The organism is Lamprobacter sp. (genome assembly GCF_034860625.1).
Taxonomy (GTDB): domain Bacteria; phylum Pseudomonadota; class Gammaproteobacteria; order Chromatiales; family Chromatiaceae; genus Lamprobacter.
On the sequence record NZ_JAYESN010000598.1, the window covers coordinates 1 to 1,047 of the forward strand.

At 54.9% G+C, this 1,047-nt stretch carries 1 protein-coding gene; it reads right to left on the bottom strand.

Features of this window, described 5'->3' with window-relative positions; translation table 11 throughout:
- Positions 1 to 576: replication initiation protein (locus VBE63_RS30120; RefSeq protein WP_323686638.1), on the bottom strand; the 576-nt coding region annotated here is incomplete at its 3' end.
- Positions 577 to 1,047 lie beyond the last annotated feature (471 nt).

Genomic DNA, 1,047 nt, shown 5'->3' on the forward strand with positions numbered 1-1,047 from the left:
ACGTTTCTTGAAATCCTTTATCGCTGGATAACGCCCTTCAAGCTGTAAAGCTTCGCGCAACCAGTCGAGATCGATGACCCGCTCTCCAGCGCCACGCCATTGGATCAGAAACTCGTAGATCCGAATCGCGTAAGCGCTGCTCATCTTGGCGACATCAGCGAGCGCATAACGGGTGAACTGCTCGGTGAGCTGGCAGAGATAGGGCAGCATGTCTTTGTTGAAGCGCAGCCGCACGAGGCCGGCGTCTTCTGCGTAGACGATGGACTGCACCCAGGACGCGACCATGACCTCGGGTTTTTTACCGCCACCGTTGGGCTCGTATGCAATCCGGACTTCGCGGCGCTTCAGTCGCAACGCGGCTTTTTTCAGCTCTGAGTAGTCTGCGTTTGTCGTCGAACCTGTCAGTTCTGCAATGTCTGTCGCGCTGACGCTGTAGAGCACCTCGTCGGTGATCTGCTGATCACGTCTGATCTGGGCTATGCACGCGAGCATGATGCGCTGCTCGGCGACCGAGAGCCGGTAAGAGGCCTCAACGAGGGCGTTGCTCTTGCAGACCTGGAGGTCTTTTTCTGTCATGACTATTTAAGGATTTTATATTTTTGTCCCCAAATAGCCTAAATCTGTCCCCTTATCAAGCCTAAATCTGTCCCTATATTGGCCTAAATCTGTCCCTATATTGGCCTAAATCTGTCCCTATATCGTCTCGATTTCCAAATAAATTCAATGACATGAAAGCCCCTAAAAGGGGAAAAGTATAAATATTAAAAATGCGCGCGCGCGCCCGCGTACGCGCGCGTTGGGTGATCGCTGGGTTGGGGAGAGGGACTCCCGGCGCTTCGCGCCGTATCGCCCTCCCCCCAACCCGACAAGCTGGCGATCTACACACAGGTTAGCGGTCGGGACTCGCGGGCTACGCCCGCAGCGCCCACCCAAGCCACGTGATAGACATAGCACCGAGCACTTTCGCCAATAACCAACCTCTCCGCAGGCTGAGAACCCCCTACTAGCCCTCTTCAGCTTAGGAAGTACTAGAAGGCGCCTCTCGTT